Source organism: Martinezella lusitana (assembly GCF_016901135.1).
GTDB lineage: Bacteria > Pseudomonadota > Alphaproteobacteria > Rhizobiales > Rhizobiaceae > Rhizobium > Rhizobium lusitanum_D.
Genome location: NZ_JAFEVL010000045.1, coordinates 969,749 through 991,879, shown reverse-complemented (window position 1 = coordinate 991,879; position 22,131 = coordinate 969,749). Strand labels below are relative to the sequence as shown.

The window sequence follows — 22,131 nt, the reverse complement described above, 5'->3', positions numbered from 1 at the left end:
GTCATCAACCCAAAAGGAAAACCTAAAAAGGGGGAACCAAGCATGAAAAGACTGATAACCGCAGCACTATTCACCGCCATGATGGCCGGCACAGCCTTTGCCGATACGACGCTGAAGCTCGTCGAAGTGATCACCAGCCCGGAGCGTACCGAGACGCTGAAGTCGATTGTCGCTCAGTTCGAGGCAGCCAATCCCGGCACCAAGGTCGATATCATCTCGCTGCCCTGGAACGAGGCCTTCCAGAAGTTCGCGACCATGGTCTCGGCCGGCGACACGCCCGACGTCATGGAAATGCCGGACACCTGGCTTTCGCTCTACGGCAACAACGGCATGCTCGAAAGCCTCGAGCCCTATTTGGCGAAGTGGGAGCACACGAAGGAACTGACGCCGCGCGCCCTCGAGCTCGGCCGTGACGTGAAGAACACCGCCTATATGCTGCCTTACGGCTTCTACCTGCGCGCCATGTTCTACAACAAGAAGCTCCTCGAGCAGGCCGGCGTCAGCGAGCCGCCGAAGACGATGGACGATTTCGTCAAGGCATCGGAGGCGGTCTCGAAGCTGCCAGGCAAATATGGCTACTGCATGCGTGGCGGACCGGGCGGCCTGAACGGCTGGATGATCTTCGCCGCCTCCATGGCCGGCGACAACAAATACTTCAAGGATGACGGCACGTCGATGATGAACAGCCCGGGCTGGTCCAAGGGCATCGAATGGATGGTCGATCTCTACAAGAAGGGCCTGGCGCCGAAGGATAGCGTCAACTGGGGCTTCAACGAAGTCGTTGCCGGCTTCTATTCCGGCACCTGCGCCTTCCTCGACCAGGATCCGGACGCCCTGATCGCCGTCGCCGAGCGCATGAAAAAGGATGACTTCGGCGTTGCGCCGTTGCCGAAGGGACCGGACGGAAAATCCTTCCCGACCATCGGCTATGGCGGCTGGTCGATGTTCTCCACCAGCCAGAACAAGGACCTCTCCTGGAAGCTGATCGCGACCCTCGAGGGACCGGAAGGCAACCTCACCTGGAACAAGAAGATCGGCGCCCTGCCGGCCTATACCGCAGCTGAGAAGGATCCCTTCTATGCCGGCGATCAGTTCAAGGGCTGGTTCCAGGAGCTGGGAGACAAGGACACCGTTCCCACAGTGATGCCGACCTATCTTGAGGAATTCGCCTTCTTCAAGGATTCTCTCGCCATCAAGACCTCGCAGCAGGCGATGCTCGGCGATATCTCGGCGAAGGATCTTGCCGACCAGTGGGCAGACTATCTGACCAAGGCGCGGCAGAAGTTCCTCGCCAAGAAATAATCCACATATCCGGCGGCGGAGCGATCCGCCGCCATTCTTGCCCACCTGAAACAGACGGCGTCCGAACGCCGCGAACGGGAACTCTTGCAGATGACTTCGATCACCGACACGCTCGACAGGCGTCACGACCAAAGGCCGTGGCTGAAGCGCCTCGCCGACGCCTCGGAGCCTTATCTTTACAGCGCCCCTGCCCTCATCCTCATCATCGCCGTCATGTTGGTGCCGCTGGCGATCGGCATTTCCTACGCATTTCGCGATATCCAATTGCTCAATCCATTTTCGGGCGGCTTCATCGGCCTACAGCACTTCCGCGACCTCTCCAAAGATGTAGCCTTCTACGGCGCGCTGAAAAATACGCTCTGGTGGACCGGCGCATCTGTTGTGCTGCAATTCATCTTTGGACTGATCCTCGCCCTTTTGCTCGACAAGCCGTTCTTCGGCAGGGCGATCGTGCAGGCGCTGGTGTTCCTGCCCTGGGCGGTTCCCTCGTTCCTGGCCGGCCTCAACTGGTCATGGCTCTTCAATCCCGTCATCGGTCCGATCCCCCATTGGCTTTACGCCATGGGGTTGATGAGCGAGCCAGGTAACATTCTCTCCGATCCGCACTATGCGATGTGGGGGCCGATCATCGCCAATGTCTGGTGGGGCATTCCCTTCTTTGCGATCACGCTGCTGGCAGCCCTTCAGGCGATCCCGCGCGATCTCTATGAAGCGGCCTCCATCGATGGCGCCGGCTGGTTCGAGCGCTTCCGTTCGATCACGCTTCCGTTCCTCGCGCCGACCATCGCCATCACCGTGCTCCTGCGCACGGTCTGGGTTTCCAACTTCGCCGACCTGATCGTCGTCATGACGGGCGGCGGCCCGGCGGACCGCACGCAGATCGTCGCCAGCTATATCTTCACGCAGGCCTTCAGGCGGCTGGACTTCGGCTATGCGTCGGCCATCGCGCTGGTGCTGCTGATCCTGCTGCTTGCCTATTCCATGCTGATCATCCTGCTGCGGCAGACCCTGCTGAACAAGGATTGAGCCATGAGACGATCCGTTCTCCCAACCATCGCGCACCGCCTGGCGATCCTCTGCTACGTAGTCTTCGCGCTCTTCCCGCTCTTCTGGCTGCTGAAGGTCTCGGTCACCCCGAACGACCTGCTCTATACGGAAGGCGTGCGCATGTGGCCGTCGCGCACGACATGGGAACACTATGCTTTCGTGCTGCAGCACAGCGACTTCCCGACATTCTTCAAGAACAGCTTGATCGTCTCCGGCTCGACGGCGATTGCGGTCACCATCTGCGCTTCGCTGTCCGGCTATGCGCTCTCGCGCTTCAACTTCCGCGCCAAGTACTGGATCGTGGCGCTGATGCTGCTCACCCAGATGTTTCCGCTGGTCATGCTTGTGGCGCCGATCTTCAAGATCCTGACGCCGCTGCATCTGACAAATAGTCTCACCGGCCTCGTCGTCGTCTACACGGCCTTCAACGTGCCGTTCGCCACCTTCCTGATGCAGTCCTTCTTCGACGGCATTCCGAAGGATCTGGAAGAGGCTGCCATGATCGACGGAGCGACCCAATTTATCGCGTTCCGACAGATCATTCTGCCGCTGACGCTGCCCGGCATCGCCGCGACGCTCGGCTTCGTCTTCACGGCCGCCTGGAGCGAGCTGCTTTTCGCGCTCATGCTGATCAATGGCAACCAGGCTGCGACATTCCCGGTCGGGCTGCTCACCTTCGTCTCGAAATTCTCGGTGGATTTCGGGCAGATGATGGCCGCCGGCGTCATGGCGCTCATTCCGGCAGCACTCTTCTTCCTGCTCATCCAACGCTATCTCGTGCAGGGCCTGACGGCCGGCGCGGTCAAGGGTTAGTCACATGGCATCGATCGATATCCAGAACGTCAAAAAGGCCTACGGCCATGTGCAGGTGCTGCACGACATCGATCTCCGGATCAAGGATGGCGAGTTCGTCGTCCTCGTCGGCCCGTCGGGATGCGGCAAGTCGACCCTGCTCAGGATGATCGCCGGCCTGGAAGACATCAGCGGCGGCGAAATCCGGATCGCCGATAAGCGCGTCAACGAATTGCATCCGAAGGACCGCGACATCGCCATGGTCTTCCAGTCCTACGCGCTCTATCCGCATATGAACGTCGCCGGCAACATGAGCTACAGCCTGCGGCTTCGGAAGATGGCGAAGGATAGTATCGCGAAAGCGGTCGCGTCGGCTGCCGCAAAGCTCGGCCTCGATCCCCTGCTCGAACGTCGGCCGAAGGCGCTTTCCGGCGGCCAGCGCCAGCGCGTCGCGATGGGACGCGCCATCGTGCGTCAGCCCAAAGCCTTTCTCTTCGACGAGCCGCTGTCGAATCTCGACGCCCGTCTGCGCGAACAGATGCGGGCCGAAATCAAGAAATTGCATGGCGACCTGAAAGCGACATCGATCTATGTCACCCACGACCAGATCGAGGCGATGACGCTGGCGGACCGGATCGTCGCCATGCATGGCGGGGTGGTCCAGCAGGTCGGGAGCCCCCTCGAGCTCTACGACCGCCCCGCCAACCTCTTCGTTGCCGGCTTTATCGGCTCACCCGGCATGAATTTCCTCGATGCGACCTATGAAACCGGCGGCATGAAGCTGAAGGACGGCACCATCGTGCCGCTGCCGGCGCCGCTGCAACTGCCGTCGGGCACCAAGGCAACCCTCGGCATTCGCCCAGAGCATGTCGTCCTCTCCTCGGATCAGTCCAATATGGCCGCCAATGTCGAGCTTCTCGAGCCCACCGGCTTCGGCATCATCCTACATCTTTCGCTGCATGGCCTGCCGTTCAAGGTGTTCACGCTGGATCGCAGTGCGTTGAGCGCCGGCGCCCAGGTGAATGTCGCCTTTCCACCGCAGCATCTGCACGTCTTCGACGAAGAGGGAAAAAGGGCGACCTAAGCGACGACTTTTTTCCTGGCTGGAGCCAAATCGCGCAAACCGATAGAACTTTGACGCGCGCGCGGCTATCTTCTAATGTCGCAGAAGTTTCATTCAAGTACGACACTATGCTCTTCCTTAAATAGACCAGGGAGGATGTCATGCCGCTTAACAATTACGCCGTGCTCAAAGGCAGACCCATCAACAATCGCCTGGCGACCGGCTCGAGTCCGCATTATCAAGTGCTCGTTTCGGAAAATGGGACGCTGTATCGCATCGCGATCAATGTGCGTTCGCAGGATGGAAGCGAGGTCGAATTTCTCGTCCGGGATCGCTTCGAACATCCGATCACGGCACAGCTGGCGGAGCTGCCGGAAGGATTGCACCCGACGCCCAGCCAGCCCGGTGGCGTCGCGCTCGATTTCATCCGCGGCAATCTCATGCAGCCCTGGGAACTGAAACCGCTTCCGATTTCGGCGGCGGGTCCAGACAACGATCTCAACGAAAAGATCGATAGCTACATTCAGCGCGCCGTGTCGGACGAACAGGCGATGATCTATGCCTTTGGCGAGACCTGGGGACCGGAGAACAACAAGGCGGATCAATATTTCGGCTTCAAGCCCGGCCGCGGCATTCATGACATCCATTTCAATCAGGGCAATCCGGGCGGAAAATATGCCTCTCAGAACGGTCCCTGGCAGGATGGCGGCCTGATACTGGAGTTTCCTCGCGAGCAGCAATGGGTCGCGATCTTCATGAAGTTCCAGACGCAGGCATGGCATTCGGACGACACGGACGGATCCGTCATCGTCGCGCCGAGCCAGGATCATCCGAACCTGCCGCATGCGCCGGTCGATCGTGACGCCATTCCGACCTTCGATGTACCGGACGGGCTGGTGCGCATCATCGCCGCCTATGTCAACGACGTTAAGACGCCCGAACGCGAAACCGTCACGCTGCTGAATACCGCCGATGTGCCTGTCGATCTCACCGGCTGGCAAATCAAGGACAAGCAGAAGAACGCAATGCCGCTCGCAGGTTCGATTGCTGCCGGCGCGACGCAGGTTGTCGAGATCCACTCTCCCGTTGCCCTTTCCAACAAGGGCGGGATTATCACCCTGCTTAATGCGCAGGGCATCAAGGTCCACGGCGTCTCCTACACCAAGGATCAGGCAAAGCAGCCGGGACGCACTATTCCGTTCCAGGCGTGAGCCCGGCTGATCCGTTCCTCAGGCATTTCCCGGCGCTATTTCCCTGCGGAGCGCCGGGGGATGTCTGTCATCAGGAAAATGGTTCGGTCGGCCCCTTCGACGGCTGGGTGAACCAACGCGGACCATCCGCCGTCATGTGGATATGGTCCTCGAGCCGGATACCAAATTTCTGCGGAAAAACGATCATCGGCTCGTTCGAGAAGCACATGCCGGCGGCAAGCGGTGTCGCATTGCCGCGCACGATATAGGGCTCCTCATGGATCTCCAGCCCGAGGCCGTGGCCGGCGCGGTGCGGCAGTCCTGGCAGCCTATAGTCCGGACCCAGGGAATGTTTCGCAAGAACGGCACGAGCCGCATCATCCAGACTTGAGCAAGCGGCGCCCAGCTTTGCCGCGTCGAAGACGGCCTGCTGCGCTTCGCGCTCGATCGCCCAGGCCTGTTCGAAGGCGCTGTCGCCTGTCTTCAGCTTGTAGGTTCGCGTCAGGTCGGAGTGATAGCCATCGATGCGGCAGCCGGTGTCCACGAGAATGACATCGTCTTCGCCGAGCGTCTGGTCGCCATTGGCGCCATGCGGGAGCGACGTCGTTTCGCCGAAGGATACGATGCAGAAGGTCGATCCGCCATGCGCGCCTGCCTCCCGATGCCGCCGGTCGATGAATTCCACCACTTCGGACGCGCGGATTCCCGGCTTGAGCAAGGCATGCGCCTGCCGGTGGACATCGAGCGTCAGGTTCATCGCATAGTGAATGAGCGCGATCTCCGCAGGCGATTTGATCCGGCGAAGGCCGTTGATGATCGGCCCGCCGTTCGTCAGCCTTTCAGTTCCGAGCTTGGCCGCCAATGCATGATAGAAAAAGAGCGGCATGCTGTCATCGAGCGCCAGAACACCGGCATCGCCGAGCAGGCTTGCGATCAGCCCAGCACTGCTTTCCTCCTCCTGCCATTCGAGAATTTCGGCAGGCAGGCGCGGCAGGGTTTCGACGCGACTGCGCTCGAAGCCGGGAACGATGTAATAAAGCTCGGTCGGCGTGACCAGCGCTCCGAGGAACCGTTCGCTCGCATGCCAAACGAGCCCGGTGAAATAGCGCAGGCTCTCGCTCGGCCCAATCAGCATGCCGGCCAGGCCTTCCGCATCGAGCCGCTGGCGAAGCCTTGAAAGGCGCTCCTGCCTTTCCTCCTGGGTGATCCGGGGTACGGGATGCTGCCACGACATGTCTTCAACTCTCCTCAATGATCCCAGGCGAATGCGTTTTGGCGCCATACGAAATAGCATCGACACTAGCGACCCTGTAGGCAAAATGTCGACAGAAAAAATGCAGTCATTGCCGGCCGCTTGCGTGGCCAGCTTTCAGCCCAGTTTGACAGCCACCGGCCTATCCATGTCACGGGCGACATAATCCTGGATCTGACGGACGATTTGGGCGGCGTGATCGATTGCGAGCCTATCGGCCTGCTCGACATCGCCAGTCTCGATCGCGGCGATCATCTCTTCATGCTCATCGACATATTGACGCGGCAGGCGGTCGTCGAAGGTGGAATAATAGAGCCGCAGGATGCGTCGCCCCTCGTCGAGCAACCGCGCGAAGAATGTCGTGTAGTAGGGGTTGCCGGCGAGCTCGGCGATGGCGACGTGAAACTCACGGTTCGCCTCGATCATCGCAAAGGCATCGCGCGCGAGCACGGCGTCGGCGAAATCCTTCTGATGGGCGCGGATGGTCCGCATTATGGCCGCATCCCGTCTCTCAGCCGCGCCACGCGTCGTCACCCGATACATCAGCGTGAGCGCCTCGAAATAGGTGGGAAGGCCGGCGAAATCGATCGTGGCAACGATGGTATTCCTGTTCGGAAGCGTCGTTACCAGTCCGTCGGCGGCAAGGCGAAGCAGCGCCTCGCGCACCGGCGTCCTCGACATGCCGAAACGCTCCGAAAGCCGCACCTCATCGAGTGGACTGCCTGGTTCGAGAGCCATGGACAATATCTCCCGCCGCAGCGTCACATAGACGCTCTGCGTGCCGGATCCCCGCACTCGCACATTTTCCGCATCGCTTTGCATTCGGATACCCCTTGCAGCCAAGGCTCCAATATTGCCTTTTCACATGCCTCGGCAAGGCCGAGCATCATTCATGGAACTTTGATGCCATGCTTCTTGAGCTTTGTCGACAGTTTGTATATAACGCATTTCATCTCCAATGAGGATCGAACGATGACGACAGGATGGAAGGGCGTATTTCCCGCCGTAACGACGCAGTTCAAGGAAGATCTTTCCGTTGATATCCCGGACACGCAGCGCGTTCAGGACGCGCTCGTCAATGACGGCGTCAACGGCTTGATCGTCATGGGGACATGCGGCGAAAACAACTCGCTCGACCCGGAAGAAAAGCGCACCATCCTCAAGGCCGCTGTCGAGGTGGTCAACGGCCGCGTGCCTGTGGTCACGGGCGTCTCCGAACTCGATACCCGCCGCGCCGTCGCCTATGCCCGCGATGCCGAAAAGCTCGGCGCCGACGGCCTGATGGTGCTGCCGGCTATGGTCTATGTGCCGAAGCCTGAAGAGCTGATCGCGCATTTCCGCGCCGTCGCACAAGCGACCTCGCTGCCGATCATGCTCTACAACAATCCGCCCGCCTACCGCGTCAATATCGGTGCCGATGTGCTGCAGGCGCTTGCCGACGTGCCGAACATCAAGGCGGTCAAGGAAAGCGCGCCGGATCCGCGGCGCTTCACAGATCTCATTAATGCTTTCGGCGATCGCTTTGATATATTTGCAGGTTTGGACGATGTTGCCCTTGAGGGCCTGATGCTCGGCGCCAAGGGTTGGGTCTCCGGCCTGACAAGCGCCTTCCCGCAGGAATCGGTGCAGCTGGTTGCCGCCGCCGAGCGTGGCGATTGGGAGGAAGCGCGCAAGATCTATCGCTGGTTCATGCCGCTCCTGCATCTCGATGCCGAGCATGATCTCGTGCAGTCCATCAAGCTTGCCGAACAGATCATGGGCCGTGGTTCGGAGCGCGTCCGCATGCCGCGCCTGCCGCTTTCCGGAGCCCGTCGCGCCGAGGTTACCGCGATGGTCGAAAAGGCAGCAGCCACCCGGCCGTCGAAGGTTCGCGCCGCCGCCTGATTGTGAACGCCGGCGACCCGCGACAGCGGTTGCCGGCTGCCTTCCCTCCCTGCGGTGAAATGATCGGCCCTGTTCGATCGCTAAATTATCTGACAGCGCGGACGCCGCGGGAGTGGTTGACTGCCTCCATCGAAACCAACGGTGGAGGATCACCATGCAAAGCCTCAGCATCACAATTTCATCCGCGCGAATTCGCGTAGGCCTCAAGCCTCGGCGCGGGCCCCTTTCCGTTATCGCAGCCGTCGCGCGGTTGCTGATGCACAAGATGGCTGAACGGCGCAATCGAAACGCACTTCTGGAGCTTTCGGACGACCAGCTGAAAGATATCGGGCTTTCACGCGGCCAAGCGGGAAGCGACGTTCATGTTTACAGCCGCTACTAAAAAGCCGGCGCGAGATGTGCTAGGGTCGGGCAGCGGAGCCGCACGGCTCGATGGGGATTGCGGCATGTCACAAATTTTGACAGCTCTGCTGCTGAAGACGAAAACCGTCATGATCCGCGATGTCATCTGCGATGGCGAATGCCGCCACAAGAGCGACGAGGAATGCGCTCACAAGACAAGCCTCGTCTACCCCTATCGCGGCGTCTTCAAGCGGCATGTCGGCCAGAATGACGTTGTCGCCGAGGCCAATCAGGTCATCTTCTTCAACGGCGGACAGGACTACAGGATCAGTCACCCGGTCGAGGGTGGCGATTCCTGTCTCGATCTGGCGATCGACGAGGCTGTACTCCAGGAGCTTGCGCCGAAGGAACAGGTGCAGGCCGGCGAAGGCGTCGTCTTCCGTCGGCAGCGCCGTCGCGTCGACCCGCGCGCGCAGGCGCTCGTCGCCCTTCTTCGCCACGGGCTGAGCCGTAACATAGCTGAAAGCCTGGAGGGCGAGACCTTGGCACTGACGCTGGTGCGCCGCTCGCTCGGCGAGCGCACGTCGCATGCGGCCGGCGCGAGCTTCGGCCGGCAGAAGCTTGTCGATCGGGCGAAGCTCGTCCTGTCCTCCGATCTTGCCCGTCGATGGACGCTCGCCGAAATCGCCAAGGAGGTGGGAGTCTCGCCGGTCTACCTGACGCAGGTCTTCCAGCAGGTCGAAGCCATGCCGCTCTATCGCTATCAATTGCAGCTGCGGCTGGCCCGCGCGCTCGATCTTCTTGGCCAGTACGACGACCTGACCATGCTCGGCCTCGATCTCGGTTTCTCCAGCCACAGCCATTTCAGCGCCGCCTTCAAGCAGACCTATGGCCTGACACCGGCCGAATTCCAGCGCTCGGCGCAATTGAAACCGAAGCGCTACGTCAGTCGCTAAAGATTCCGACAGCGCCGATGCGGCCAACGGTGCTCTCATGACTCTGCCCCGATCGGGGGATCATTCAGGAAAGGGTTATGACATGAAGAGAACCACATGCGCCGCCTGCGACTGCGAACTGGGTGCGGAGACCATCACGGTCAACCTCGGCGGCAAGTCGGTCGAGGTCTGCTGCGAGGAGTGCGCTACCGCGCTGAGGGAGGCCGATCAATCGACATCGTCAGCGTCGAGCAGCAAGGAATAGAGACACGACCGAAGCGCCTCGAACCGCGCTTTCATCAAGCCATTATCATGGAAAGAGCCGCGCCCAAGGTGCGGCTCTTTCCATGATGAATTGGAGGAAAATATAGGCGCCAGGGTGCGAGGGACCGCAGATTTCGCCCATTGCGTGTCCTCCGCAGGAAAGTTGTAAAGAATTGTTGCCACGGGGCTCCTAGCAAACTTCGTTCGCAACATTCCTTCGCCAAGAAACATTCGGAAATATCGGGACGTATTGCATTCATACGGCCTCGCTAGCCTCAGCATCAGTAAATCGTAATGAAGGCACTGATCATGAGGCAACGACATATAGTCGCAACTTTGTTGATAACAGCCATCGGCGGCATTGCCGTTTCGGCGCTCGCCGCCGAGCCGGCCGCCACGCCCGACGCGCAGAAGCCCGCCGGCATCGAGGCGGCACAACCCATGCCGGGCCGCATGCAGCCGGGCGGTTGGCCCTACCCAGGCCCGCATCCCGAAGGGCCGATGATGGGCTTTGGCGATGGCATGCCCATGCCGCCGCACGAGCCGCCTGGCGGCTTCCATCATGGGCCGGATCCGGCTCTTGAGCTTGCTGGCAAGCTGTCGGCCATGGAAACGCTGATCGGCATTCGCAGCGCCCAGCTCGATGCCTGGCGGGACTACACCAGCGCGCTGTCGGATTTTCTGGCTTTTCCGAAGCATCGGCCACCCGGCCCGCCGCTCCCGGATGACGCTGCCGCGTCACAGCCCGATCACGATGCCGACAAGCAGAAGGAGCTCTTTGGCGAACTCGTCGCCGATCACGCGCTGGATCGCGCCGCCAAGGCGACCGTCCTCAAGGACAAGGCCGTCGCCCTGCGCAACATCCTGACCGCCGATCAACTTGCAAAGCTTGAGGATGCGGAACGATCCCTCGTTCCAGGCCCTCACGCATTCCGCTGATCAACGATCGAGGATTCGACCAGGGAACATCCGACTGCATAGTCACAACAGACCATTTCCTCTCCGCCTCCAACCGATCGAGATTCCCCCCGGACGCCCTCGTCGATTGGAAGGAGCGGCCCATCAAAGGGCCGAATGGTCCGGGAACGCCCCGCCCGGCGTTCCCGGACCAATGACGCGTGAGCTTCATCGTCCCTTCCCGCAGAAGGAAAGCCGATTGCCTCCTCAAAAGCTCCGCCTCCTGTCCGAGCCACAACCAAGGCCGGCGCACATGATCCATAAACAGGGATAGAAATCTTGCCGATATGTTCGCCTTCAAACAAAGGGTTGTCGAATATTGCCGTTGCCGCCGCACTTGCCGTGACGTTGACAAGCTGCGTCGTCGGCCCGGACTACCGCACACCTGGCCTTGCCATGCCGTCACATTGGGGTAGCAAGGCCGTGACCAAGCCTGCGAAGGCCCCGCAATTGTCCCAATGGTGGAAGCAGCTCAAGGACCCAACGCTTGATGCGCTGATCGAGGAGGCGATCGCCGGCAATCTCGACGTCGCAACGGCCAAGGCGAAGATCCGCGAAGCGCGCGCCACCTACCGCGAGCAGAGAGGCGCTTTGCTGCCGACAGCCGAGGGAACCGCATCGGCAAACCGCACGCGCACATCAGCCGCGGCAGGTGGCACGACCGATGCGACCTTTTCCACACTATATGAGGGAGGTTTCGACGCCAGTTGGGAGCTCGATCTCTTCGGTGGCAACAAGCGCGCAGCCGAAGCGGCAAAATATGGCGTCGATGCAGCCGACGAGGAGTTGCGCGACACAATGCTGACCCTGATCGGCGATGTCGCTTCCTATTATGTCCAGGCACGCGAATACCAGGCGCTGCGCGATCTGGCCAAGCGCACCGCCGTCTCGCAGCGCAAGAGTGCTGCCCTCACCCATGCCGAATATCTGGCGGGCAGCGCCACTGGCGTCGATACCGCGAAGGCAGACGCCCTGGCGAGCAGCACCGAGGCCGATATTCCGGCCTACGAAATCTCCTACGCCGAAGCTGTTCATCGTCTCGGCGTACTGCTGGGCAAGCCGCCGGCGGCACTTGAGGAGAGGCTCAAGGCCAGCGCTCCCATTCCCAGCCCCAAGATGAGCGTCTCGACGGGCATTCCCGCCGATATCCTCGTCTCACGACCGGACGTCCGGCTGGCCGAACGGCAGCTTGCGCAATATACCGCCAAGATCGGCCAGGCCGAGGCCAATCGCTATCCATCCATCTCGCTGACGGGCGACATCTCCTCGTCCGCCGCCAGCATCGGCGACCTCGCCAAGAAATCCTCCATCGGATGGTCGCTCGGGCCGTCGCTGACTGTGCCGATCTTCCAGGGTGGCCAGCTCAAGGCGGCGGTCGACGTCGCCGAGGCCGAGCGCGATCAATATTTCATCGCCTATCAATCAGCCGTGCTTTCGGCCATGGAAGACGTCGAAAATGCCGTGATATCGCTCACCCAGGAACGATTGAAATACGGCAAGCTCGTCTCCTCCAGCAGCTCCTACAACCGTGCTTCGGATTTGTCGCGCACACTCAATAAGGCCGGCGTCACGGACTTTCTCGACGTGCTCGACGCCGAACGCTCGCTCTACAGCGCCGAGGAAGCCGTCATTCAGAGCCGCGCATCGATCGCCACCGACTATATCTCGCTCAACAAGGCGCTCGGCGGTGGCTGGGACGGTGATGTCGACGTCTCCAAACCCGCGGTGGTCGATACCGACACCGGTCCACATTTGACCATGGCCAAATAATCATATGTTGAACACCCTAGATCGCGAAGCACCGGCGACCATCAATCCGAAACGCGCCGCAGAAGCAGTACCCGCGAAATCCCTGCCACGCCGGGGCTTCAAACCGATGCGGCTGGCATTTGCGACTTTGCTCCTGCTCGCCGCCGCCGGCCTCATCCTCTTCTGGTACGGCTTTTTCGACCGGCAGACATCATCCGCCATTACAGCGCCGGTGACACGCGGCGATGTCGAGGAAGCCGTGCTTGCCTCCGGCACGTTCAAGCCCGTCAAGCTGGTCGCGGTCGGCGCGCAGGTCTCGGGGCGGATCACCGCGCTCGATGTGAAGCTCGGCGATGCCGTGAAGAAGGACACATTGATCGCCGAGATCGACTCGACGACGCAGAGCAACGACCTCAGGACCGCGCAGGCCTCGCTTGCCAACGTCCGGGCGCAGCGCCAGGAGAGCGAGGCCGACCTTGCCAATGCGGAACTGACCCTCATCCGCCAGCAGACCGTCTTCCGCAACCAGGCCGGCTCCAAGGCCGATCTCGACAGCGCGGAAGCCAGCGTTAGAAAGATCACAGCGCAGATCGCCGCTCTCGATGCGCAGATTACCTCGGCGGAGGTGGCGGTGGAAACGGCGCAGGCCAACCTCTCCTATACGCGCATCACCGCGCCGATGGACGGCACCGTGCTTGCGATCGTCAATCAGCAGGGCCAGACGGTGAATGCGGCGCAATCGGCGCCGACCATCGTCATTCTCGGGCAACTCGATACGATGATCGTTCGCACAGAGATATCGGAAGCGGATGTCGTCAAGGTCAAGGTGGGGCAGCCGGTCTATTTCACCATCCTCGGCGATCCCGGCACCCGCTACGACGCCGTGCTGCAATCGATCGAACCGGCGCCGGAATCGATCACCAGCGACAGCAGCGTCACCTCCTCTTCCACCACGACATCGTCTAGCAGCAGCACGACGTCATCCTCGTCGTCCTCGGCGATCTACTACAACGGGGTCTTCGCCGTACCGAACCATGACAATCATTTCCGCACCTATATGTCCGCCGAAGTGCACATCGTCCTCGGCCAGGCCAGGAGCGTGCTGACCATTCCCTCCTCCGCGCTCGGCACCAGGCTGGCCGGCGGTTCCTACAGCGTTCAGGTCGTCGATCAAAATGGCAAACAAAATTCCAGAAAAGTCACGGTCGGCCTCAACAACAATGTCACGGCCGAGATCCAGTCCGGCCTGTCGGAGGGCGAGAGTGTCGTGATCGGCGAGGCCATCGCCGCGACGACGAAAAGCAGCAATAGTGGTGGGCCGCCGCCGCCGATGGGATTCTGAGCCATGGCTTTCCCGATCATAGAATTGCAGGGCGTGCGACGGGAATACCAGTCGGGCGAGCGCACCATCGCCGTGTTGCAGGACATCGATCTCTCCATCGAGGAAGGTGAGATGGTGGCCATTGTCGGCCCTTCCGGTTCCGGCAAATCGACATTGATGAACATCATCGGCCTGCTCGATCGCCCGACCGGCGGCACCTATGCGATCGCCGGCGCGCAGACACATCGTCTCGACAGCGACGCGCTCTCCAGGCTGCGGCGGGAGCATTTCGGCTTCATCTTCCAGCGCTACCATCTGCTCCCCGAGTTGACTGCGATCGGCAATATCGAAGTGCCGGCAATCTATGCCGGGCAACCGGGCGAGACGAGACGCGCGCGCGCCGCTGCACTTCTCGAGCGCCTGGGCATGGCCGAAAGGGCAGGACATCGGCCCGGCCAGCTTTCCGGTGGCCAGCAGCAGCGCGTCTCGATAGCGCGCGCGCTGATGAACAACGGCAATGTCATTCTCGCCGACGAGCCGACCGGGGCGCTGGACCGACAAAGCGGCGAAGAGGTACTGCGCATCCTTGGCGAGCTGCATGCCGAGGGTCATACGGTCGTCATCGTCACCCACGACATGAATGTGGCTGCCCGCGCCGATCGCATCATCGAGATCTCCGATGGCCGGATCGTTGCCGATCGGCGCACGCGGGAGGAAATTCCCCGGCTTCGCAGCGTGGCCGCCAAAGCCGGTTTTGGCAGATCCAGGTGGCGCGAAATGGCTGGCCGACTGGCTGAAGCCTTTCTCATGGCGATGCTTGCGCTTAAGGCCCACCGGCTGCGCACCTTCCTCACGATGCTCGGCATCATCATCGGCATCGCCTCGGTCGTCAGCGTCATCGCGCTTGGCGAGGGATCGCAGCGCAAGGTCCTGGCTAATATCAACAGCCTCGGTACCAACACGCTGGAAGTTTTCCCCGGCAAGAGCTTTGGCGATATGCGGTCGGGGCGCATAAAGACCCTGGTCGTTGCGGACGCCGACGCGCTGGCGGAGCTCACTTATGTCGCAGCCGTCACACCGACTGTCTCGACGAGCAGCACCGTGCGGTTCGACTCAACGGAAGCAAATGCGCTGATCAACGGGGTTGGCGACGCCTATTTTTCAGTGAAGGGATCAAAACTGGTCGCCGGCCGTCTGTTTGATGCTGACGGTATCAGGCGCATGGCGCAGGACGCTGTGATCGATCAGAACACCGCAACGACGCTGTTTACCGACAAAGGTATCAACCCGATCGGACAGACGATCTTCGTGGGTAAGGTGCCGGTCCGCGTCATCGGCGTCATCGCGTCACAACAAGGCGGCTTCGGCTCCAGCGACAATCTTTCCGTCTATCTGCCCTATACCGGCGTGCAGGCGCGCTTCCTCGGCGACATGTCGCTGCGCAGCGTCACCGTACGCGTCGCGGATGACACGGAAAGCTCCACGGCGGAAGCGGCCGTGACGCAGTTCCTGGAGCGCCGCCACGGCACCAAGGATTTCTTCATCCTCAATACCGACGATATCCGCCAGACGATCACCAGCACGACCAGGACGATGACCCTCCTCGTCTCGGCGATCGCCGTCATCTCGCTGCTTGTCGGCGGCATCGGCGTCATGAACATCATGCTCGTCTCGGTATCCGAGCGTATCGCGGAGATCGGCGTGCGCATGGCCGTGGGCGCAAGGCGCCAGGACATCCTGCAGCAGTTCCTGATCGAGGCGGTGCTGGTCTGCCTGCTCGGCGGTGCTTTCGGCATTGCCACAGCGCTCGGCTTCGGCGCCGCCTTCAATCATTTCGGATCCAATTTCACGCTGGTCTTTTCGGCGAGTTCGATCATCCTCGCCTTCACGTGTTCGTGCGCCATCGGCCTAACCTTCGGTTATCTGCCGGCACGCAACGCCTCGCGGCTCGATCCGGTCGCAGCGCTTTCAAGAGACTGATTATTAAGGGAAATGGTAGGGGTGCCGCCGGAGATAATCCGGCTTCGCCATTCGTGTTGGGGGCGTCATGGCGAAGCCGGTATGCGGGGCGATCAAAGCCTGCTCGAGCCAAGCTTGTGATCGACTGTGATACTACATCAGTCCGCGGCCCGAACATTTCTGAATGTTGCTGAAAGGAGGCATTTTCGAGAAATTTAGTGTCTCGGCTTTGCTAATGGACCGGCTTTATTTGGTAAGTTCTGTAACCTTATTATAATACTATCGTCCATTGAAATTTTCGAAAGTCTTACGCAAGTAAATCTTGTTTTTGACCGAAGCGCCAGTCGGAATCCGGCATTCGCTTCGAAAATGCGACCGAGTTTGCGCCCACCACGAAAATTTGGGCGAACCGACATGGCTCAATTCGCAGATTTAGCCTCGGCGCTCTTAAACGACACGACCTGCTCAAGCCCGGTGGGGTGCCGGTTTCGCACGGTGATCTCGCCGTCGAAGCGGGTAACGATCTCGTGGGCGATGGCCATGCCGAGACCGGCGCCGGGGAAGGATCTTTGCCTTGCTATGTCGATGCGGAAGAAGGGCTCGAACACCTGATTGAGCCGCTCCTCGGGGATGCCGGGACCGGTATCGATAATTCTGACCACCGCCCTGTTGCCGAGATGCGTTACAGTGACCGTTGCCGATTGGCCGTGCGTGGCGGCATTGATGAGCAGATTCCGCAATGCCCTGGTAACTGCCAGCGGCCCCGCAGAGATCAGCGCAGGCTCCAGCTCGCCGCTTTTGACATTCATGTTGATCGCCTGAAGCTCCTCGACGATCTCCTCTACGGCTGTATCGAGCCTGACGCGCTCCAGGCTGTCCTTGGAAATCTCTTCCCTCACCAGTCCAATCGCACTGTCAGCGATCCTGTCGAGCTCCTCGAGATCGGCGAGCCATTTGCGCCGCTCTTCATCGTCCTGGATGAACTCTGCCCGCAGACGCATCCGCGTCATCGGCGTCCTCAGATCATGCCCGGCAGCCGCCACGAGCCGCATCCGGCTTTCCGTGGAGGCCTTCACTCGGGCCGACAGACCATTGAGCGCCTGTGCGGTGACCCGAATTTCGCCCGGACCGGTTTCCGGTATATGTGGGAGCGTGCCATCCGGGTTGACTTCGGCCACGGCCCGCTCCAGCAGGCGAAGCGGTTTCATGATCTTCGAAGCCGCGAAGATGGAAACCAGCACGCTTCCGATGATGATCAGGCCAAGCCACCCGACAAGAATCTTCCAGCCTCCTGGAGGTGGACCGTGTTGCGGCATCGGCGTGACGAGCCAGGTGCCGTCGGAGAGCTTCAGTGACGCAATCATCTCGCCGGTCGATTGGCGCGATATGATCGCCTCGCGCATGCTGGAAATCCGAAGCAGCGCCTCCACGAGAAAGCGGGACAATTCTTCATCGCGCGGACCGTCGGCAGGGGTGGGAGCGACAATCAACCCCGCCGCGGCGGCTGTGGCCCGGTCCTTCTCCGCGAAGGCGGCCAGAACGACGAGTTGCCGTGCCTCTGGCTCGATCATCATGTCCGGCCGTGGTCCCCGCATGACAAGGCTTGCCACGAAGGACGATGAAATGACGACCAGAACGATTGCCGTCAGCAGGAGCAGCGCCAGACGCGCACCGAGGGATTTCATGGATCGCCCTTGACTGCCGTCACCGGTACGACGAGCTGATAGCCGCCATTGCGGATCGTTCGGAAGACCGGCTCCTCAGCGGTTTCGCCGAGCTTCCGGCGCAGCCGGCTCATCAGGACATCGATCGAACGGTCGGCAGGATCGCGATCACGCCCCTGCGTCAGGTCGAGCAGCTGATCACGAGACAAGAGCCGCCCCGCCCGCTCGAGGAAGGTCTTGAGCAGATCGAATTCGGCGCCGGTCAGCGGGATCACCTCGCCATTGTCCCTGGTCACCCGGCGGAGCTGCGGATCAAGGGTCATATCAGCGAAAAGATACCGCCTTTGTTCAGGCTCGGAAGACATGTCCTCGTTCGTACGACGCAGAACGGCACGAATACGGGCGGCCAGCTCACGCGGATTGAACGGCTTGCCGAGATAATCGTCAGCGCCGATCTCGAGGCCAAGAATCCGGTCTATATCCTCCTTTAAGGCCGTCAGCAGAATAACTGGGACGCGCGGGCGCCTGTTGCGCAGGTCGCGGCAGAGATCGAGACCTGATCCGTCCGGCAGCATGACATCCAGAACAAGCAGATCGGGGGAGCGCCGATTGAGGGAATCATTGCAGCCGCGAAGGTCGCTTGCCGTCGACACGCGAAAACCCTGCTCCTCGAGATACCGGCTCAGCAGCGAGCGAATCTCATGGTCGTCATCGACGATTAAAATATCCGGTGCGGCGGTAACAGTCATAGGCTTCATTCCGTTTCTCAACTCTTATACGAACTATCAACTCCATGAAAAGACGGGTTTTGCGGCGCCAATACGGAATTTCTTGCGTCGGAAATGTTGGTTTACAAAATTCCCGACAATAGAAATGTTTAGCAACAAAATCGCATTCATGACGGGGGAAAACACCTCCGGTGAGATCACCCGCACAGCATATCACGGTTCGGAAAAGTACGATCGGCCGATAGCCACGGCAATGCGCCGCTGGATCGGCGAGATCCTGGGCTCAAGGCATCACGCTGCGCGCAGCCATTCGACACTCCAGGCCGAAAGCCGCCCTTCGATGGCGCCGCTGTCCATCATGACCCGAATTTCGATAGGGGCTCGCGGATTGGTGACTTCGACGGGCACTGCAGCTTCGAAAGAACCGGTACCCTGCGGGCAGACGCGCAGCTTGCCAAGCAATTCCGCAGCATGGATTTCCACGGTGAAAATCTGGCCGTGGCAATCCTCATCGACATCGAAGAAGAATTTGGCGTTCCAGCGGCCAGTCGGCAGATGAAGATAGGGGCCATAGATCAGGCAACGCGCGCCTCCGGTCAGATCCAGGCTATCATCCAGGCCCTGCCCCAATCTGTCACCCGACAGGAACGTCTCCCGTGGCCAAGAGATGACAGGGCCGGAAACGTCGGCGTGACCGAGTTCCAACGGGTAAAGAACTTTCTTTGCCGTTTCACGCAGCGCCTCACTGAGCTCAGGCACGTCCTCCCTCGGTTGCATATATCCCGCAATCACCGCTGCCGCCGCCTCCTCCAGTTTCGGCATTCCGGCGGTCGGCGAAACCTCGAGATGCGCCATGCCGACATGCCTCAGGGCGTTTGCGATCTGCTCCAGTGTAAGCTCGGTGCTTAAATGCTGGTCCATTTTCTTCAGCAATAGATCGATGCTGCTTCCTTGGCCAACATCGTTACGGCGCATGACTAGCGCTGCAGATGCATTCGTGAGCGGCTCCAGACAGGCAAGGCTAGCCGAAACGGCCCTGATCAAGCCAAGATCTCGCTGCTCGCTGGCACGTGCGAGATAAGAGATCGCGTCTATGGGATCTTCAAGGAACAGCAGGAAGGGAGCGTTCACCCTCATGATCAGCTCCGACAACTTGGGCTCGGGGAACTGCGAGACGAGTACCGCATGGAGGCTTGAGCGGCCCTGGACATGCTGCTTGAGGTCCTCGATCGCATCCGTGGCAATGATCGTGTATTCGCCGAATGCCTCGCGCGCCAAAGCATGAACGGCGGCCACTCCCCAGGAGGACATGACCCCCGGCATGCCGAAAGCGAAGAGGATCGTCATCGCATAACCCTCCCATTATTATCCATTGAACAGAGTGTCATACAGAGCGCTCACCTTCTGATTGTATCGGTCCGTCGAAAAGCGCGCAGCCTGTCTTGGGCCTGCCTCTGCCAAAGACGAACATAGCCCGTCGTCCTGATCCAGCTTGAAGATGGCCTTGCGCATATCGTCGGTGCTGTAGGGATCGACAAGCAGAGCCGCCTTCCCGGCAATCTCCGGGATCGACCCTTCTGTCGAACTCAGAACCGGGGTCCCCAGCTGCATGGATTCGAGTACCGGCAAGCCAAAGCCCTCATAAAGCGATGGAAACAGCACCGCCCGCGCTCCCCGGATCAGGCTTATCAGCAACGGATAAGACACGAAATCGAAGCGCTGGATCTGACGTTGCGGCACGATGCGGTCCTCGGAGCGAACGTAGAAGCGAAAACGGTCGTCGTCGATCAGCTGCTGGGTTTCCGCTCCCTTCCAGCCCGGGGCGCCAACGATGATCAGCGGACGGCTTGTCTTTGAAGAGAGATAGGCTTCGATCAGGCGGGAGATGTTCTTCTTCGGCTCAAATGCGCCAAAGAACAGGAAATATCCCTTCCAATCGAGATGGAAGATACCGGCGATCTCATCCGCGACCACATCCGCCGGCTTGTCGCGAAGCTGCTCCGGCACATGGACAGCCTGATAAGTATTGCTGACGCGTGCCTCGTCGGCACCGAGCACCTTGATGATATCGGCGCGCGAGGTCTCGGACACCGTGACGATATGATCGGCCCTGCGCACGAGGGAGCGAAGCATCTTGTAGTGATAGCGCTTGTCGTCCTCCGTCAAATAGGGCAGCCGCAGTGGAACCAGGTCGTGGATCGTGTAGATATTCAGCGCCTTCTTGGCGGCAATCGGCATCGGATAGGTGCAATGCAGGAGATCGGGCTGCGCCTCGAACGTCATGGGGAGGTTGTTGCCGTAGCGCTTGAAATGAAAGCGCGCGAGATTGAACAGGTCGTTCGAGGCGTAAACCACGCCGGAATCGCCGAACTGCGACTGCAGCGATTTCAGAATGACCGTGCCACCCAGCGGGATAGGAACCGGCTTCACGCCGAAAGGGGCGGCGATGCGACGGCGCAACCAGCGCCGCGCGATGAAGTACGCTCCGTGGGAGCGCGTGTTGGAGTCATCGAACAGCACCACCTCCCGCAGTATGGGGTCTCGCGGGACGTTTCCCTGCAGTCCGTGGACGACTCCTGTCTGATAGCCGAGTGAACGGGCAGTGGCGATCAAGCCCCTGGTGTAGGTGGCTACGCCCGTTCCTTTCTTCAGCGAAAGATTGAGACCGTCATAAAGAATCGTCTGACTCACGCCTGCCTCTCCTTCACCATTCTTGTTCCGCTGCTGATCTCAGGCCGGTTTGTCGCGGGAGAGGACGAGAAGCGAATCGTCGCTTCCGTACATCGAAAGAAGGTCTTCACGCGTGACCGAGATCGCTTCGCCGCTGAAATCGAGCCGCCGAAGCGACCCATAGATTGCGGCAAGCCGATCGAGAAAACTGCCGGCATCCACATAACGGGCGGGATTAAATTCGACGACGATCATCGGCTTGTGACGGGCTATGGTTTCGCCCATGCCGTCGAAGATGAGCTCCTCTGCCCCCTCAGCATCGATCTTGATAAAATCGACGCGCGAACACGGTGCGCTGAGCTGGTCGAGCGTCGTCACCGGAACCCTGATGACGCTGCCGTCCTGAGCGAGGGGAATGAAGTTCTCCGCGACGATCAATGCGTTCTTCGGCTCGCTATGAGGGACGTAGAGAGATGCCTCGCCGGAGGCCACGTTGCCAAGGGCCGAACGTTCGATCCGTGTCCGTCCGAGCAGCCCGTTGAGTTCGACGCTTCGGCGCAAGAAGTCAGCGGCGTGTGGATTTGGTTCCACGGCGATCAGCTCGCCCTTGGCACCGACAAGTTCGCCCAAGAGCACTGAATAATAGCCGAAGTTCGCGCCGACATCGACGGCAGTCATGCCTCGCTTCACATTGCGAGCGCAGAACAATGTGAGCCATATCTCCCAGAAACCGTCCAGAAGGACGTGTGATCCGAAGCCCCTGTCGCGGGTATCGACATAAAGCTTGTAGCGGCCGAGCACACGCACCAGAGCCGTATGATTTCCAAGATAGGCATTGGTCACTCGCTGCAAGATGGCCGCCTCGGCCTGCTGCCGATCGAAGGCCATCAATTCGTGAAGATGTAGCAGCGCGGGCAAACCCATTGTATCCCTCTCAAACCAACCTGAGCTGAGTGCGGTCCGCAAGCCGGACAACATCGTAAAGGCTCCCTCAATCTTTCCGCCGCCATCT

Annotated in this window: 20 protein-coding genes; 13 read left to right on the top strand and 7 right to left on the bottom strand. The window is 60.4% G+C overall.

Annotation, left to right across the window (positions count from 1 at the left end; translation table 11 throughout):
- The first annotated feature begins 42 nt into the window (after positions 1-42).
- From JTP94_RS20360 to JTP94_RS20340, 5 genes are all read left to right on the top strand, one after another.
- Complete coding sequence (locus tag JTP94_RS20360) at positions 43-1,302, top strand: sugar ABC transporter substrate-binding protein (protein ID WP_204852249.1); 1,260 nt, start codon at positions 43-45, stop codon at positions 1,300-1,302.
- 90 nt (positions 1,303-1,392) lie between these two features.
- Positions 1,393-2,328, top strand: coding sequence for a carbohydrate ABC transporter permease (locus JTP94_RS20355; protein WP_204852248.1), 936 nt, complete (start codon positions 1,393-1,395; stop codon positions 2,326-2,328).
- A 3-nt stretch (positions 2,329-2,331) separates the two neighbouring features.
- Positions 2,332-3,162: a carbohydrate ABC transporter permease gene (locus JTP94_RS20350; protein WP_034510592.1), complete on the top strand. Its 831-nt coding sequence runs from the start codon at positions 2,332-2,334 to the stop codon at positions 3,160-3,162.
- A gap of 4 nt (positions 3,163-3,166) precedes the next feature.
- On the top strand, positions 3,167-4,225 hold the full coding sequence (locus JTP94_RS20345) for an ABC transporter ATP-binding protein (protein ID WP_204852247.1): 1,059 nt from the start codon (positions 3,167-3,169) through the stop codon (positions 4,223-4,225).
- Positions 4,226-4,365: 140 nt separating this feature from the next.
- Positions 4,366-5,415 carry a DUF2278 family protein gene (locus JTP94_RS20340; protein WP_204852246.1) on the top strand — a complete coding sequence of 350 codons (1,050 nt, stop codon included), beginning with the start codon at positions 4,366-4,368 and terminating at the stop codon, positions 5,413-5,415.
- Between the two features lie 70 nt (positions 5,416-5,485).
- Here JTP94_RS20340 and JTP94_RS20335 read toward each other — a convergent pair whose 3' ends face one another.
- Together JTP94_RS20335 and JTP94_RS20330 are read right to left on the bottom strand one after the other, a co-directional pair.
- Entirely contained in the window at positions 5,486-6,628 is a 1,143-nt protein-coding gene (locus JTP94_RS20335) for a Xaa-Pro peptidase family protein (RefSeq protein ID WP_204852245.1), read from the bottom strand.
- A 135-nt stretch (positions 6,629-6,763) separates the two neighbouring features.
- Positions 6,764-7,468 (bottom strand): GntR family transcriptional regulator, encoded by a 705-nt coding sequence (locus tag JTP94_RS20330; protein ID WP_204852244.1) that lies wholly within the window; start codon positions 7,466-7,468, stop codon positions 6,764-6,766.
- A gap of 150 nt (positions 7,469-7,618) precedes the next feature.
- Here JTP94_RS20330 and JTP94_RS20325 point away from each other — a divergent pair, with 150 nt between their 5' ends.
- The 8 genes from JTP94_RS20325 to JTP94_RS20290 all read left to right on the top strand — a co-directional run bounded on the left by JTP94_RS20325 (position 7,619) and on the right by JTP94_RS20290 (position 16,078).
- Positions 7,619-8,530, top strand: a complete 912-nt coding sequence (locus JTP94_RS20325) for a dihydrodipicolinate synthase family protein (RefSeq protein WP_204852243.1) — start codon at positions 7,619-7,621, stop codon at positions 8,528-8,530.
- A 154-nt stretch (positions 8,531-8,684) separates the two neighbouring features.
- Positions 8,685-8,912 carry a DUF1127 domain-containing protein gene (locus JTP94_RS20320; RefSeq protein WP_204852242.1) on the top strand — a complete coding sequence of 76 codons (228 nt, stop codon included), beginning with the start codon at positions 8,685-8,687 and terminating at the stop codon, positions 8,910-8,912.
- 64 nt (positions 8,913-8,976) lie between these two features.
- Positions 8,977-9,828 (top strand): AraC family transcriptional regulator, encoded by an 852-nt coding sequence (locus JTP94_RS20315; RefSeq protein ID WP_204852241.1) that lies wholly within the window; start codon positions 8,977-8,979, stop codon positions 9,826-9,828.
- An 82-nt stretch (positions 9,829-9,910) separates the two neighbouring features.
- Positions 9,911-10,072: a hypothetical protein gene (locus JTP94_RS20310; protein ID WP_204852240.1), complete on the top strand. Its 162-nt coding sequence runs from the start codon at positions 9,911-9,913 to the stop codon at positions 10,070-10,072.
- Between the two features lie 308 nt (positions 10,073-10,380).
- On the top strand, positions 10,381-11,010 hold the full coding sequence (locus JTP94_RS20305) for a hypothetical protein (RefSeq protein WP_204852239.1): 630 nt from the start codon (positions 10,381-10,383) through the stop codon (positions 11,008-11,010).
- Positions 11,011-11,337: 327 nt separating this feature from the next.
- Positions 11,338-12,798 (top strand): efflux transporter outer membrane subunit, encoded by a 1,461-nt coding sequence (locus JTP94_RS20300; protein ID WP_246755059.1) that lies wholly within the window; start codon positions 11,338-11,340, stop codon positions 12,796-12,798.
- A gap of 4 nt (positions 12,799-12,802) precedes the next feature.
- Positions 12,803-14,119 carry an efflux RND transporter periplasmic adaptor subunit gene (locus JTP94_RS20295; RefSeq protein WP_246755057.1) on the top strand — a complete coding sequence of 439 codons (1,317 nt, stop codon included), beginning with the start codon at positions 12,803-12,805 and terminating at the stop codon, positions 14,117-14,119.
- Positions 14,120-14,122: 3 nt separating this feature from the next.
- Positions 14,123-16,078: a MacB family efflux pump subunit gene (locus tag JTP94_RS20290; protein WP_204852238.1), complete on the top strand. Its 1,956-nt coding sequence runs from the start codon at positions 14,123-14,125 to the stop codon at positions 16,076-16,078.
- 398 nt (positions 16,079-16,476) lie between these two features.
- Here JTP94_RS20290 and JTP94_RS20285 read toward each other — a convergent pair whose 3' ends face one another.
- The 5 genes from JTP94_RS20285 to JTP94_RS20265 form a co-directional block, all read right to left on the bottom strand.
- Entirely contained in the window at positions 16,477-17,742 is a 1,266-nt protein-coding gene (locus JTP94_RS20285) for an ATP-binding protein (RefSeq protein ID WP_204852237.1), read from the bottom strand.
- Positions 17,739-18,470 (bottom strand): response regulator, encoded by a 732-nt coding sequence (locus JTP94_RS20280; protein ID WP_204852354.1) that lies wholly within the window; start codon positions 18,468-18,470, stop codon positions 17,739-17,741. The genes JTP94_RS20285 and JTP94_RS20280 overlap by 4 nt, the downstream gene beginning before the upstream one ends.
- A gap of 270 nt (positions 18,471-18,740) precedes the next feature.
- A complete protein-coding gene (locus JTP94_RS20275; RefSeq protein ID WP_204852236.1) occupies positions 18,741-19,796 on the bottom strand; it encodes a hypothetical protein in 1,056 nt (351 codons plus the stop codon).
- A gap of 18 nt (positions 19,797-19,814) precedes the next feature.
- The gene (locus JTP94_RS20270; protein ID WP_204852235.1) at positions 19,815-21,140 is read right to left on the bottom strand and encodes a glycosyltransferase family 1 protein; all 1,326 of its coding nucleotides are present in this window, start codon (positions 21,138-21,140) and stop codon (positions 19,815-19,817) included.
- A gap of 39 nt (positions 21,141-21,179) precedes the next feature.
- The gene (locus tag JTP94_RS20265; RefSeq protein ID WP_246755055.1) at positions 21,180-22,043 is read right to left on the bottom strand and encodes an FkbM family methyltransferase; all 864 of its coding nucleotides are present in this window, start codon (positions 22,041-22,043) and stop codon (positions 21,180-21,182) included.
- Between the last annotated feature and the right edge of the window lie 88 nt (positions 22,044-22,131).

What these genes read in the sequence shown, in the direction of transcription:
- JTP94_RS20360 (WP_204852249.1), top strand. Translation starts at nt 43, where the DNA reads ATGAAAAGACTGATAACCGCAGCACTATTCACCGCCATGATGGCCGGC.
- JTP94_RS20355 (WP_204852248.1), top strand. Translation starts at nt 1,393, where the DNA reads ATGACTTCGATCACCGACACGCTCGACAGGCGTCACGACCAAAGGCCG.
- JTP94_RS20350 (WP_034510592.1), top strand. Translation starts at nt 2,332, where the DNA reads ATGAGACGATCCGTTCTCCCAACCATCGCGCACCGCCTGGCGATCCTC.
- JTP94_RS20345 (WP_204852247.1), top strand. Translation starts at nt 3,167, where the DNA reads ATGGCATCGATCGATATCCAGAACGTCAAAAAGGCCTACGGCCATGTG.
- JTP94_RS20340 (WP_204852246.1), top strand. Translation starts at nt 4,366, where the DNA reads ATGCCGCTTAACAATTACGCCGTGCTCAAAGGCAGACCCATCAACAAT.
- JTP94_RS20335 (WP_204852245.1), bottom strand. Translation starts at nt 6,628, where the DNA reads ATGTCGTGGCAGCATCCCGTACCCCGGATCACCCAGGAGGAAAGGCAG.
- JTP94_RS20330 (WP_204852244.1), bottom strand. Translation starts at nt 7,468, where the DNA reads ATGCAAAGCGATGCGGAAAATGTGCGAGTGCGGGGATCCGGCACGCAG.
- JTP94_RS20325 (WP_204852243.1), top strand. Translation starts at nt 7,619, where the DNA reads ATGACGACAGGATGGAAGGGCGTATTTCCCGCCGTAACGACGCAGTTC.
- JTP94_RS20320 (WP_204852242.1), top strand. Translation starts at nt 8,685, where the DNA reads ATGCAAAGCCTCAGCATCACAATTTCATCCGCGCGAATTCGCGTAGGC.
- JTP94_RS20315 (WP_204852241.1), top strand. Translation starts at nt 8,977, where the DNA reads ATGTCACAAATTTTGACAGCTCTGCTGCTGAAGACGAAAACCGTCATG.
- JTP94_RS20310 (WP_204852240.1), top strand. Translation starts at nt 9,911, where the DNA reads ATGAAGAGAACCACATGCGCCGCCTGCGACTGCGAACTGGGTGCGGAG.
- JTP94_RS20305 (WP_204852239.1), top strand. Translation starts at nt 10,381, where the DNA reads ATGAGGCAACGACATATAGTCGCAACTTTGTTGATAACAGCCATCGGC.
- JTP94_RS20295 (WP_246755057.1), top strand. Translation starts at nt 12,803, where the DNA reads ATGTTGAACACCCTAGATCGCGAAGCACCGGCGACCATCAATCCGAAA.
- JTP94_RS20290 (WP_204852238.1), top strand. Translation starts at nt 14,123, where the DNA reads ATGGCTTTCCCGATCATAGAATTGCAGGGCGTGCGACGGGAATACCAG.
- JTP94_RS20285 (WP_204852237.1), bottom strand. Translation starts at nt 17,742, where the DNA reads ATGAAATCCCTCGGTGCGCGTCTGGCGCTGCTCCTGCTGACGGCAATC.
- JTP94_RS20280 (WP_204852354.1), bottom strand. Translation starts at nt 18,470, where the DNA reads ATGACTGTTACCGCCGCACCGGATATTTTAATCGTCGATGACGACCAT.
- JTP94_RS20275 (WP_204852236.1), bottom strand. Translation starts at nt 19,796, where the DNA reads ATGACGATCCTCTTCGCTTTCGGCATGCCGGGGGTCATGTCCTCCTGG.
- JTP94_RS20265 (WP_246755055.1), bottom strand. Translation starts at nt 22,043, where the DNA reads ATGGGTTTGCCCGCGCTGCTACATCTTCACGAATTGATGGCCTTCGAT.